The sequence below is a fragment of the Terriglobia bacterium genome, assembly GCA_020072785.1.
In the GTDB taxonomy this organism is placed as follows: domain Bacteria; phylum Acidobacteriota; class Terriglobia; order Acidiferrales; family UBA7541; genus Acidiferrum.
In genome coordinates this window covers 627,494-638,803 of record JAIQGG010000002.1, presented here as the reverse complement: position 1 = coordinate 638,803, position 11,310 = coordinate 627,494, and the positions used below count along the sequence as shown (strand labels likewise).

Sequence of the window (11,310 nt, the reverse complement as noted above, 5' to 3'; positions counted from 1 at the left end):
TGAGCGTCCTGTGCGCATGCGCCCCACGATACTGACCATCCGCTTTTTTTCGCCTCTGCTCCTTACCATCGCTATTCTTGCGCGACTTATCCTGCTTCTCCCCAGCGGATAACGGCCAGATCCCAAGATTTTCATTTAGCACTGCCAGAGGCCGTTATACCGGGAAGGTATAACGGCCTCTTTGTTTTTAGCGGACAGAACAGCCCGAAGAAAAACAGGAGAGCGCCCCATGGAAATGATGCAACTGGAGATGTTCATCGGAGTCGTGGAAGAGCGCAGCGTGCACAAAGCCGCCGCGCGGGTATGCCGCACGCAGCCGGCCGTCAGCATTGCGCTGGGTAAACTTGCAGAGGAGATCGGCACGCCCCTGTTTGCGCGCGCGCACAAGAGGGATTTCCGGCTGACGCACGCGGGTGAAGTTCTCTACGAATTTGCCTCGAGGATCATCGGCTTGCGGGACGAGGCTCTTTCCACACTGAAGCAGAGCGAGACTGCCTGCCCGGGGCGCATTGGGGTGGGCGTCAGCGGAGCCGCGGGTCTCCGGCTCTTTCTGCTGGTGACCAAGTCCTTCCGGCTGCAATATCTCAACGCCCGCATCGAGATGATGTGCGACCGTCCCGAAAAGCTGCTGCACGAACTCGCAGAACGCAAGATCGATTTCGTGTTTTTACCATCGCCCCCCGCAAGTACCGAAGCGCAGACCGATTTCATGGTGGCGGGTCTCCCGGCTTTCGGGGGGAAGGAAACGGTGTGGATGGTGCGGCGGACCGTGGGGCAATCGCATCTTGCAAAACAGTTCGAGCAGGCAAGCATGCGCCCTGCAGACAACGAAATCAGCGCGAGGAGACGAATGCGGACGGCAAGAGGCCCGATCCTCCTCAGGGCACCGGGCTGCAAGAGCCATGCGGTTTCCTGAAGCGGGAGGTTTCTGAAGCATGCACTTGGGAGACCCTTAGCGGGACGCTTCGATCACGCCCAGGGCCAGGAGTTGCGTCAGACCATCGCGCAAGGCGGCGGAAGAAACGCCGGCATGGAGCTGGCGGTATTGCTGCACAAGCGCGGCCACCGTGGGTCTGGTGTCCAGTAATTCCACGAGTTCCGGCACGCACACTGGCCCGCAGTAACGCAGCCCGCGTGGCGCCCGCGGGGAGACCACAACCAACTTCTCGGCGATGAACTCCCCCTGGATGACGGGGCGAACAAGAACTTTCGCGGCCGGCGCGCGCATGATCCGATCCGCGGCCTGAAGCTGCGGCCTGCGCAGGCTGGATTCCATCTCCGGCGCGGGACCGGCCCCCGGCGGGCAGGCGTGACGCCGCTTCCAAAACGGCCGCCCGCTCCATCGCTGTTCGCGCCGGTAGTACCCGGCCAGTGCATCCAGGTGGGAATGAAAACCGGCGCTCTCTTTCTCCCGGTAGAACTGCATCGCCGCGGCACGGCTGGCCGGCTGTGCCAGCACGGTGTGGACGACCGCGGCCGCTGCCAGCGCCGAGGTGACTGCCTTCTGGACACCCTGCGAGCACAGGGGATCCACCGTAGAAGCGGCATCGCCCACCAGCAGCCAGTCGGGGCCGCAGGAGGAATCCAGCAGGGTGGGGTTGGCGGCAAATATCTTCACCTCGCCGCTGCAGCGTGCATTGCGCAGGCGGAGCCGTACATGCTTCGTCTGCCGCAAGGCATGGAGGTAGGCTTGCCGGGCGGATTTCCGCAGGCTGGGAGGAAGAAGATCGCGATCCGTCATCCAGCCGGCCACACGCCGCCCATCACCCAGCGGGGCCGTGTAGAACCATCCGCCGGGAAGAGACTCGACCAAGGTGTTGCAGCCGTCCGACTGCCGCGTGTCCGCGGGAACGTCCCAATAAGCCACCAGACCCAGCAAATGTCCACACGCCCGAGCACGCAGGCGCAGCTTTCCGGCCAGTACGCGCGCGCGCCCCGTCGCATCACACAGGAATCGCGTCTCGATCTCCTGCGATTGGCCGTCCGGCAACGCCAGCACGACGGTCCAGCAGCCCGGCTCGATGTGGCGCATCTCCGCCGGGCGGCAGCCTGCAAACAGCTCCACACCGGCAGTGCGGGCCGCCTGCACCAGCAAGCCATCGAAGCGCGCTCTTTCCACCTGTAAGCCGTGGCTGCGCATATCCGCCGCATGCGGATGGAAGGTGACCTCTTTACTCCCCCAAGCCGACAAGTTCCCTGTGGTGCGGGGAAATTCCAGAGAGGTGGAGGATGGCAGGATACCTGTCCGGTTCAAAAGCAGATTAACCGACGGAGGCAGGGTTTCTCCAATGGCGTAGCGCGGACCCGGCTGCCGCTCGACAAGAGCCACACGGTAGCCTTTCCGGCTCAGACGTTCGGCCAGGACGGCGCCGGCGGGACCGGCGCCCAGGATCGCTACGTCGAATCTGTCCCGGCAAATCATGAAGAGGCCGAGCTGGCCCTTTTCTTTTTCACTTCCCGCATGCGCAGTTCGACTCTGCGAATTTTGCCGCTGATCGTTTTCGGCAGCTGCGCAACGAATTCAATCTCGCGCGGATATTTATACGGGGCGGTGACCTTCTTAACATGCTCTTGCAACTCGCGCACCAACTCCGGCGATCCGTGGTAGCCACTGCGCAGCACGACAAACGCTTTCACGATATCCCCGCGCACCTCGTCGGGACTGGCGACGGCCGCGGCCTCCACCACGGCAGGGTGTTCAATCAGAGCGCTTTCCACTTCGAAGGGGCCGATACGGTATCCGGCACTGATGATGACGTCGTCCGCGCGCCCCACAAACCAGTAGTAGCCGTCCTGGTCTCTGTAGGCCTTGTCACCGGTGACATACCAGGGGCCGCGGCGCGAGGCCTGCGTGAGTTCCGGCTCTTTCCAGTATCCGAGGAACAACGAAGGCGGATTCCCCTTGATGGCTATTTCTCCTTCCTCGTCCGCCGGAAGTTCGTTGCCGTCTTCATCCACGATGGCGATCACATGTCCGGGCATGGGCTTGCCCATCGAACCCGGCCGCACCGGGATGCTGGGGTGATTGCAAACCACGATGATCGACTCCGTTTGTCCATAGCCGTCATAGATGGTCTGTCCCGTCCCTTCCTTCCAGACTTCGATCACCTCGGGATTCAGCGGTTCGCCAGCTCCCACCACATGGCGCAGCGAGAATCGATATTTCTTCAGGTCCTCCTTGACCATGAGCCGGAAAGCGGTCGGCGGAGCGCAGAAGGTGGTAATCTTGTATTTCTCCAGCATCTCCAGGGTCTTCCGCGGCTCGAAGTTTCCCTTATACGAAAAGACCGCGCAACCGGAATGCCAGGGGCCGAACAACGTGCTGTAAGCGGCCTTGGCCCAACCGGTGTCCGACATATTCCAGTGCAGGTCCGTAGGTTTCAGATCGATCCAGTATTCTCCCGTCAAGCGGTGCGCCCAGGTATAGGCGTGGCTGTGCAGAACCATTTTCGGGCCGCCCGTGGTCCCCGAAGTGAAAAAGATGAGGGCCGGGTCCTTCGAGAGGTTGTGTTCCGCGGTGAAGGCCGTTGCTGCGCGTTGCATCCCCTCCTCGTAACTGGCCCATCCCGGACGGCTGCCTCCCACGAGAATCCGGTGCCGAAAGTCCGGGCCAACTTCGCCGATGCTCTCGACTTTTCCGCAGTTTTCCACGTCCGTGACCAGGGCGCGCGCACCGGCAAGCTGGATGCGATAGGCAATGTCCTTGGGCTGCAGGAGCGTGGCCCCCGGAGCCGCAATCGCGCCAAGCTTGAGCAACCCGAGCATCACCACCTGCCAGGCCGGCACCCGCGGCAGGATCACCAGCACCACATCGCCCTTGCCGATCCCCAAGCCAGCCATGAGGTTGGCAAACCGATTGGACAGGTCACGGAGCTGCGCGAAAGTGTATTTTTCCTCGCGCCCTGTCTCATCGGTCCAGAAGAGGGCGAGAAGGCCGGGATCCTGCGCATGGCGATCCACGATGTCGCGGGCAAAATTGAATCGCTCCGGCACATCCCAACGGAAATTCCGAAAGAGCTGTTCGTAGCGATCGTCCTTCATCGTGACCTCAAGCCGTGTAAATGCGCGCGGCGTCCTGCAACGACAGTTCCTGGATGGAAATCTCGCGCATCTTGAATTTCTGAACCTTGCCCGTCACCGTCATCGGGAAGGAATCGACGAATTTGATGTACTTGGGGATTTTGTACTTGGCGATGCGACCCTCGCTGAACTGAGTGATCGCTTCAGGAGTCAGCGTGGCACCGGGCAGGGGCTTCACCCAGGCCATCACCTGTTCGCCATAAACGGGGTCGGGAACACCAATCACCTGCACACTGCTGACGCCCGGACAGGTGTGCAGGAATTCCTCGATCTCCCGCGGATAGATGTTCTCGCCGCCGCGAATAATGACGTCCTTGCCGCGGCCGGTGATCCGGAAATAGCCGTTCTCGTCCATCGCCGCGAGGTCGCCGGTATGCAACCAGCCGTCCGCGTCGATGGCCAGGCGGCTGGCTTCGGGATTGTTGTAGTAACCCTTCATCACCATGTAGCCGCGCGCGCAGAGTTCCCCCGTCGTGCCAATGGGAACAATCTTGCCCGTGGCTGGATTGATGATTTTCACTTCCGTGTGCGGCAGCGCTTTTCCCACAGTGGTCACGCGCAGCTCGAGAGGATCGTCGGTCTTGGTCTGGGTGATGACGGGGGAAGCCTCGGTCAGCCCGTAGGCGATGGTCATCTCCGAACAGTGCATAAGATTCACTACCCGCTTCATCACTTCAATCGGGCAGGGCGAGCCGGCCATGATACCGGTGCGCAGATGGTGAAGGTCGAAGCGGCCAAATTCCGGGTGTCCCAGTTCTTCGATAAACATGGTAGGGACACCCTGCAATGCAGTGCACTTCTCTTCCGAAGCCGCGCGCAGGGTTTCCAGGGGGTCAAAGTACGCGGCGGGGATCACCATCGTCGCTCCCGAGATCACGCACGCCATGTTGCTCAGGACCATGCCGAAGCAATGATAGAAAGGGACCGGAATACACATGCGGTCGCGGGGAGTAAACTTCATCGAAGCCGCGATCAACTGGGCGTTATTCACGATGTTGTGGTGGCTCAGTGTCGCGCCCTTGGGCATTCCCGTGGTCCCCGACGTATATTGAATATTGATGGCGTCGTCGGCTTCCAGGGCCGCTTCCCGCTTGCGGAGTTCCTCCGCGGGGAGTTCCCTCCCCATGGCCAGGAGGTCCTGCCAGTGGAACATGCCAGGGGGAGCAGTCTCTCCTCCCAAGAAGATCAGGTTCTTCAGGTGCGGCAACTTTTCGGAGCGCAGGGCGCCGGGACGGCTTCCCGCAAGCTCCGGGCAGAGACTGCTCACCGTGGCCACGTAATCGCAGTCGCGGAATCCGTGGATCAGCAGCAGGGACTGACACTCCGACTGCCGCAGCGCATATTCGAGCTCAAAGGTTCGATTTGCGGGATTGATGGTGACCAGGATAGCGCCGATTTTTGCCGTGGCAAATTGCGCGACGACCCACTCGGCGCAGTTGGTCGCCCAGATTCCCACGCGGTCGCCCTTCCGAATTCCCAAACGAAGAAAACCGCACGCAGCCTGTTCGACCTCTGCGTGAAACTGCCGATAGGTATAGCGCTTCTTCTGGTGGCGGACGACCAGCGCTTCGTTGTCCGGATAGGCTGCGGCAGTTTCATCGAGGACCTGGCCGATGCAGCTTCCCAGCAGGGGCGTGGAGCCGGTGCCGTGGGAATAGCTCAAACGCCTCGCCTTCGTCTGTCTATCGGCCATCAATCAAGGGCCTCCTGGGGGAGAGCCACCTGCTGGTTGCCGGCCGTCCTTCGCGGCCGGCTCGAATTCGCAAAGAGAATGCCGGAGACTCGATGGCGTTCCGCAGGGGGCAACTGTTCACAGAGACGCGCGAGGCACGCGGCGATATGCGCCGCAGCGAAACTGTGACCGCGCAGATTTCTCTCCTGCGGCCGGCCGGGCAGAGGACGCGGGCAAGGGTGGGCGCGGAATACGGGCGTGCCTTTTCCGCAGGCGTAGAACTCATCCCACCCGCAATTCTCATCCCCGGCCACGGGGATCACGCCCGGCAGACAGGCGGGGAACAGTTCCGCATCCGGACTCTCGCACGCGGCCACAACGAGGACGCCCTTCCCCGCGGCATATTCGCAAGCCCCTTGCAGCAGTGGCCGGTGGGCTGCTTCCGCCGTGCCCAGACTGCAATTGGCTATGTCCATCCGATTGTCGGCGGCCCAGCGGATGGCCGCAGCGACGATCTCCGCCTGCGTCCGCAATTGCCTGTCGAACACCTTCACGCTGTAGAGTTCCACGTCCGGCGCCTTGGCCCGCAAAACTCCCGCGATGGCGGTGCCATGTCCCAGGGAATCGCGCCAGTCAGGCAGGAACTCGAGCGCACCCCCGGAGCCGAGGAGAATGTGCACTCCACCGGCCACGCGCTGCACGTGCGAATGCTGCGCGTTGATGCCGCTGTCGATCACGGCGACCTTGACGCCCTTGCCGCTGCCCGCGCCGAGGTTTATCGGCGGTGGATTGGTCCGCAGTTCGGTCATGTCCATCTCGGCTCGACTGCGGAGATGCCGGGCAAGCCGGCCGCTTGGTACAGACGCTGGTAAAGGCCGGCTTCCCCGACGAGCCCCGCGTGGCTTCCTTGTTGCACGATTTGCCCGCGGTCGAGCACGAAAATCTGGCTCGCGCCGAGCACTGAAGAGAGGCGATGGCTGATCGTCAGCGTCGTGCGGCCGGCCAGGCATTTTTCGAGGGCCGTCCAGATGTGCGATTCCGTGAGCACATCGAGCGCTCCCGTGGCTTCATCGAAGACCCAGACCCGCGCATCGCGGAGCGCCGCGCGCGCGATGGCCATCCGCTGGCGCTGCCCCGTGGAAAGCTTCAAGCCCCTTTCGCCGACCATCGCCGCCATGCCGTCCGGCAGGCCGCGGATGAATTCCTCGAGGTCGGCCAATCGCACCGCGGCCCAGACGTCTTCCTCGCTGGCGCGCGGGTTGGCGTAGCGCAGGTTCTCTTCAATACTGGCGTGGAACAGAAACGGCTCGGCGCTGATCACCGCGAAGGACTCGCGCAGGCTGCTCAACTGCACATCCTTCAGGTCGTGCCCCGCGAACATCACCCTGCCCTGCTGAGGATCGTAGAAACGCAGCAGCAGATCCACCAGGGTGGACTTGCCGGCTCCGCTGGGCCCGACGATGGCCACGCGGCTGCCTTCCGGTATGCGCAGATTGATGCTCCGCAGAACCGGCTCCCCGCTTTGATAGGCGAAGGAGACATCGCGAAATTCGATCTCGCACTTGGGCGGCGAAAGCCGGAAGGCGTTTTCCCTTTCCAGCACTTCCGGCTGGAGGTCGAAAAATTCGAAAACGCGATTCAGCGAAACCCTGGCCCTCTGCACACTGAGGTAAAGACCGATGATATTCTGCACCGGATTCAACACGCGCGCCTGGTAGGCGGCAAAGGCCACCAGGCTGCCCAGGGTCATCCGCCCGGCAATGACCTGATTGCCGCCGTAGAGCAAAAGCACCAGCGTGCTCAAGCTGAGGAAGGCCATAGGGAGGGCATTGGCATAGGCGGAAACAACCTGGTAACCCAGAAGGGCCGCAACGTAGTCCTCGTTCTTCTGCTTGAGTTTATCCGCCTCGGCGCCTTCCGCCCCCACCGTCCGGATCCACTTCATCCCCTGCAAGGATTCGACCAGGGTGCTGCTAACTTCGGCGTTGCGCTCGCGGACAGTCCGGGCCTGCCCGGCGATCCGCTGGCGGAAGCGAACCAGGAGCTGTCCGCTCAGGGGCAGGAAGAAGGTGCACAGGAGGAACAACTTCCAGTTCAGGTAAAGTTGTATGCCGACCGTGCCCACCAGAGTGAGCAAGCTGAGAGCCAAGCTGAACACCCCATCGGTGGCGAGCGACTGGATCTCCGACACGTCGCTGCTCAAGCGCGACAGAATTTCGCCCGTTTTCGTTTTGGCAAAAAAGCGCGGGGAGAGGTTCTGCAGGTGCCGGAAAAGAGACAGCCGCATGTCCATCAGGATGCGCGCGGAAACGAGGGTGTACAGATAACGGGTCAGAGCACTGAGAAGAAAGCCCAGGAGCACTATCCCCGCCAGCACAAACGTGACTCCGACAAGCAGGCGCAGGTTTCGCGCGCCCAGCACATTGTCGATGAGGAACCTTGCTCCCAGCGGATAGACCAGCCCAATCAGCGAGGAAAAAACCGTCAGGAGAAAGACGAGGGAGAGTTTCCGGACATACGGACGCACGAAAGGCAAGAGACGGCGAAACTGCGGCAGCGGCGGCAAGCCGGGATTCTGACTGCCTGGATTGGGAATGCCTTGCACTCCGTTTGGCCCCTCCTGCTGGCGATTGGCGACGCCTTACTGCATAGCGTTCGCAGGCAGGGCGCGGAACGAGGATACGCCGGGATCGCCGGAAAGCTCCACAGTTTTGATCCGTTTCATCGTGGCCGTGTCGAAGACTTCGATGCTGCGCCCCGCCCCGGCCGCGTAGAGCTTCTTGCCGTCCTTGCTGATATTGAGAACATAGTGCGTGCGATTCACGTCCAAAATCTGCAGCACCCGTTTTTGCTGGAGATCCACGACGACAAGCACGTTCATCACGGCATAGGCGCGCTTGCGGTCGGGAGATACGACCGACGAATAGAGCGGGACCGGCGCCCCCAATTCCACCAACTGCATCTTTCCGGTATCCACATCCAGTTGCGCCAGCCCGAACAGTTCTTTCTTCGTGACGGGATCGACCGTGTAGTACGGCACGCTGGCGATCCCGCTGCGCTCATACAGCGGCCAGACTGGCAGGGTGTTGTATTCGCTGTGACCCGCTTGGCGGACGGTCATCAAGGGAAAGGTATCTACGATGCGCTTCTGGGCAAGGTCAATGTAGTAGAGGTCGCGCCCCCAGGCGACCAGACGGCGATCGTCAGGGGTCAGAGTCAGCATGCAGATTCCATGCGGCACTTCGAGGACCTTGCGGGTCTCCCCGGTGTTCACGTCCACCGTCCATATTTCCGGGGGAAGCACCTTAAATTCGTCGGCCAGCAGCTGCACGGGTTTCACATGAACGTACAGCCGGTCGCCCTTGTGGCTGAGGACCATCCCGAAAATGATCAAGCGCTGCCCCGGGGGCGTTATCTTGAAGACCTTTTCCACCTTGCGTTCCTGCAAATTCACGACCTCGATCTGCGTGCGCGCTTCGGAGGTCACATACACACGCTTGCCGTCGGGGGAGGGCTCGATATCCTTGACGGTACGACCCTGCGTGGGAATCTCGGCCAGGATTTCATCCCGGCTGCCATCCAGAATGGCGATTCCGCGAGGATGGATGCCGATCACATACAACTCAGGAGAAGAGCTCTGGGCGCTTGCAAAAGGAGCGAACAAGACGAGAAAAATAAGAACGAGCAACACTGCGCCGCGCCATGGAGAAGGAGCAGTGGCAGGCATCATGGGAATCACGAAAACCTCCCTCACTTCGACTATGGATAAATCAGATCCAGCTGGCGCCAATCCCGTTCTGCCGCCGCACACTTGTCCGCCCACTCCAGGTAGTTGGTGAGCTGGTCGGGCAGCTGAGCCGGCCACCAGCAGTCGTCATAACAACCGTACAGATCGGACTCCACCGGCTGGCACAGGCCGGTCACACCGCCGGTGGAATCGGTTTCCCACCCGGGATCGAAGACCAGGGAGCAGCCCAGCGTCTGGTTCTGCATGGCGCGCACGTCGCCCTCTTCGGCCGCCGCCGCGCGTTCCTGCTGCTTCTCTTCGAACATTCTTGCCTTCTTATTGAGCGCCTTCACGTGTTTCATGATCTTCCTGCTCCTCGCTTCTCGATATACCGCTCGATGAACCCGGGATTCTTGTCCATGATTTCCACGTAGCACTCCAGCCCCAGGTTGATCCAGGTGCGAATCCATTCACAGTAATGCGAATTGGCCTCATACATCCGCCCGTGGCGGGTGTACGCCTCGTGGTGGCAGCCACCGGAACAGATATGCCGCACCCAGCAGGTCTGACAGCCGGTCTTGTTGCTCAAATGGGCGCGACGCAAGAATTCGGACTGTTTCTCGAGGTCCAGGCCCTCGCGCACATTGCCCATGCGGTGCTCACTCGACTCGAGAAAGCGGTGGCACAGATGCAGGTCTCCGCTGGCGCCCACACCCAGCAGTCCGAGACCCGCACCGCAGGGATAGGCCTTTACATAGCCCGCGTGCAGTTCCGAAAGGAGATTGGTAAGGTTGGAAAAGCCCAGGTACTCGTTACGGAGCGCGCGTTGCACGTAAATTCCGGCGAGGTGCCGGAATTCGTCCAGCACGTCCCACAATTCCTCCGGTGTCAGGGCATAGTCCTGCTGCGCGGCAGAGGTGACTGGAGCGAAGCCCGCTTCGTGGAACCCCATCTCCATGAGGTGCCAGAAACATTCCCGCACTGCGGTAACCCCATGGGTGAGGGTCGCACGCGCCGCAACCTGGCGGGTCTTGTGGTTGCGCAGCAGGTTCAGAATGCGCGGGTGGATAAAGTCGTAGGACCCGTGCCCATCCTTATAGGTCCGCCGCAGGTCATGGTATTTTTTCGGTCCATCAATGCTTACGCTGACGCCGATGGCATTGTCGCTTAGAAAGCCGATGACCTCGGGGGTGAGATACGTGGCGTTGGTGGTCATCGTGAATTCCACCTGCTTGCCAGCCTTGCGTCCGGCCTCGTTCGCGTAAGCCACCAGCCGCTTGATCTCCGCCAGATTCATCAGCGGTTCTCCACCGAAGAAAACCAGCGTCACGGTCTTGTGCTCGCCGGAATTGGCGAGCAAAAAGTCCACGCTGCTCCGCGCAGTCTCCTGACTCATCATGCGCCGCGGTCCGCCGTAGTCGCCCTGCGCGGCGAAGCAGTAACTGCAGCCGAGATTGCAATCATTGGCCACGCTGAGGACCAGGGTGCGCTGCGGGAAAGGAAGCGGCGGAAGCTGCGGGGGCGGCTCTTGCAGTCCCTGATCCCGAAAGCCCAGAAAGCGCAAGGCCCCGATCCCGCGGAGTTCCTTCAACGTTTCCACGATCTGCTGCCGTGTGTAGCGCGCCCGGAATGTGGAAAAGATTTCCCGGAGAGAAACGTGCCGGGACGCGGGCACCTGAATTGCCGCGGTCGCCGCCAGTGTCCCGCTCTGCGGCCGCAGGAATTGCAACAGTTCCGCACCCAGCTCATCCAGGCCGAAGATCGCCGTAACCGACGCAACAAACACGTACGGCTTCCCTCCTGCGCGGAACTCCCGAACTTCACCCAGCTG

Annotated in this window: 9 protein-coding genes; 1 reads left to right on the top strand and 8 read right to left on the bottom strand. The window is 61.6% G+C overall.

The features are described from left to right. Nucleotides 1–229 precede the first annotated feature (229 nt). Entirely contained in the window at nt 230–916 is a 687-nt protein-coding gene (locus tag LAN61_05995) for a LysR family transcriptional regulator (protein MBZ5540058.1), read from the top strand. Nucleotides 917–952: 36 nt separating this feature from the next. On the opposite strand, the gene LAN61_05990 is transcribed toward LAN61_05995, so the two are convergent. From LAN61_05990 to peaB, 8 genes are all read right to left on the bottom strand, one after another. After that, nucleotides 953–2,422, bottom strand: coding sequence for an NAD(P)/FAD-dependent oxidoreductase (locus LAN61_05990; GenBank protein ID MBZ5540057.1), 1,470 nt, complete (start codon nt 2,420–2,422; stop codon nt 953–955). After that, nucleotides 2,419–4,041, bottom strand: coding sequence for an acyl--CoA ligase (locus LAN61_05985; protein MBZ5540056.1), 1,623 nt, complete (start codon nt 4,039–4,041; stop codon nt 2,419–2,421). The genes LAN61_05990 and LAN61_05985 overlap by 4 nt, the downstream gene beginning before the upstream one ends. Nucleotides 4,042–4,048: 7 nt before the next feature. Beyond that, the gene (locus LAN61_05980) at nt 4,049–5,773 is read right to left on the bottom strand and encodes an AMP-binding protein (GenBank protein ID MBZ5540055.1); all 1,725 of its coding nucleotides are present in this window, start codon (nt 5,771–5,773) and stop codon (nt 4,049–4,051) included. Further along, nucleotides 5,773–6,561, bottom strand: coding sequence for a S8 family serine peptidase (locus LAN61_05975; protein ID MBZ5540054.1), 789 nt, complete (start codon nt 6,559–6,561; stop codon nt 5,773–5,775). Before LAN61_05975 ends, LAN61_05980 begins: the two co-directional genes overlap by 1 nt. Continuing rightward, the gene (locus tag LAN61_05970) at nt 6,558–8,357 is read right to left on the bottom strand and encodes an ABC transporter ATP-binding protein/permease (protein MBZ5540053.1); all 1,800 of its coding nucleotides are present in this window, start codon (nt 8,355–8,357) and stop codon (nt 6,558–6,560) included. The genes LAN61_05975 and LAN61_05970 overlap by 4 nt, the downstream gene beginning before the upstream one ends. 36 nt (nt 8,358–8,393) lie before the next feature. Further along, nucleotides 8,394–9,368: a hypothetical protein gene (locus LAN61_05965; GenBank protein MBZ5540052.1), complete on the bottom strand. Its 975-nt coding sequence runs from the start codon at nt 9,366–9,368 to the stop codon at nt 8,394–8,396. Nucleotides 9,369–9,511: 143 nt separating this feature from the next. After that, nucleotides 9,512–9,841, bottom strand: coding sequence for a quinohemoprotein amine dehydrogenase subunit gamma (gene qhpC, locus LAN61_05960; protein MBZ5540051.1), 330 nt, complete (start codon nt 9,839–9,841; stop codon nt 9,512–9,514). Beyond that, on the bottom strand, nt 9,838–11,265 hold the full coding sequence (gene peaB, locus LAN61_05955) for a quinohemoprotein amine dehydrogenase maturation protein (GenBank protein MBZ5540050.1): 1,428 nt from the start codon (nt 11,263–11,265) through the stop codon (nt 9,838–9,840). The genes qhpC and peaB overlap by 4 nt, the downstream gene beginning before the upstream one ends. Between the last annotated feature and the right edge of the window lie 45 nt (nt 11,266–11,310).

Bases quoted from the DNA above. Each gene is read 5' to 3' on its own strand.
- LAN61_05995 (MBZ5540058.1), top strand. From the start codon at position 230: ATGGAAATGATGCAACTGGAGATGTTCATCGGAGTCGTGGAAGAGCGC.
- LAN61_05990 (MBZ5540057.1), bottom strand. From the start codon at position 2,422: ATGATTTGCCGGGACAGATTCGACGTAGCGATCCTGGGCGCCGGTCCC.
- LAN61_05985 (MBZ5540056.1), bottom strand. From the start codon at position 4,041: ATGAAGGACGATCGCTACGAACAGCTCTTTCGGAATTTCCGTTGGGAT.
- LAN61_05980 (MBZ5540055.1), bottom strand. From the start codon at position 5,773: ATGGCCGATAGACAGACGAAGGCGAGGCGTTTGAGCTATTCCCACGGC.
- LAN61_05975 (MBZ5540054.1), bottom strand. From the start codon at position 6,561: ATGACCGAACTGCGGACCAATCCACCGCCGATAAACCTCGGCGCGGGC.
- qhpC (MBZ5540051.1), bottom strand. From the start codon at position 9,841: ATGAAACACGTGAAGGCGCTCAATAAGAAGGCAAGAATGTTCGAAGAG.